The following is a 1,072-nucleotide window of genomic DNA, read 5'->3' as shown; positions in this document are numbered from 1 at the left end:
TGTACTCGGTCAGCAGGTTGGTGACACTTCTGTACGGAGAAGGCCTCCAACATTGGTGGTGTTCAACGTCACCGAAGTGGAGGCCTTCTCTATGACCCACCGTAATGCGCGGCTCACTCCTCGTGGTCGTCACCTTCTCGCTCAACGCGTGCTCGACGGACGCCCCGTGGCGCATGTCGCTAAAGAGCTGGGCGTGTCCCGGCAGTGCGCTCACCGTTGGGTTACTCGATACCGGTCCGAGGGCCTCGCAGGCCTGAACGACAGGTCTTCACGGCCGCGACGGTCGCCGACCAGAACACCGGTTTCGCAGGCGGCAGCGGTGATAGCGGTGCGCGTAGCGCAACGCGTGGGGCCGACCGATCTGGCTGTCACCTGCGGGGTGAGTGCCTCCACCGCCTCCCGCATCGTCGCCCGCGCCGGTCTGCCGAAACTGTTTGAGCTCGACCCCGTCACCGGGGTGCAGATCCGAGCATCCCGCCGCAGCTCGCACCGTTACGAACACGACAAGCCTGGGGACCTGATCCATATCGATGTGAAGAAGCTGGGCCGTATCCCCTTCGGCGGCGGGTGGCGCATCGAGGGGCCCGACACGATCGATCATCACGGTCGGCGGCAACGCCGCCTCGGGTTCGACTACGTCCACGTCGCCGTCGATGACCACTCCCGGCTGGCGTTCGCGCAGATCCTGCCCGATGAGACCGGCGCCACCTGCGCGGCGTTCCTGAAAGCCGCAGCCGAGTTCTTCGCCGCCCACGGCATCACCATCCGCCGAGTGATGACCGACAACGCGTGGAACTACCGCCGCTCCCGCGATTTCCAAGACGTTCTGACGGTGCTTGGCGCACGCCACGTGCTGACCAAACCGCACTGCCCGTGGCAGAACGGCAAGGCCGAGCGCTTCAACCGGACCATGCAAGAGAGCTGGGCATACCGGCACCCCTTCACCTCGAACCAGGCCCGCCACGACGCCCTGGAGCCCTGGCTGGAGCACTACAACTACACTCGAGCCCACACCGCCTGCGGAGGCAAACCCCCGATCACCCGAGTGTCACCAACGTCATGACCGAGTACA

Annotated in this window: 1 protein-coding gene; it reads left to right on the top strand. The window is 65.4% G+C overall.

Going from position 1 to position 1,072, the window contains the following annotated elements; translation table 11 throughout:
* Positions 1-91 precede the first annotated feature (91 nt).
* Positions 92-1,063, top strand: a complete 972-nt coding sequence (locus FK219_RS13295; protein ID WP_152584345.1) for an IS481 family transposase — start codon at positions 92-94, stop codon at positions 1,061-1,063.
* The last annotated feature ends 9 nt before the right edge of the window (positions 1,064-1,072 follow it).

Origin of the sequence: Microcella pacifica (assembly GCF_009371975.2) — a bacterium.
Lineage (GTDB): Bacteria > Actinomycetota > Actinomycetes > Actinomycetales > Microbacteriaceae > Microcella > Microcella pacifica.
Note: the sequence above shows the minus strand (reverse complement) of the source record. Positions and strands in the feature narration are given on the sequence as shown.

Bases quoted from the DNA above. Each gene is read 5' to 3' on its own strand.
- FK219_RS13295 (WP_152584345.1), top strand. From the start codon at position 92: ATGACCCACCGTAATGCGCGGCTCACTCCTCGTGGTCGTCACCTTCTC.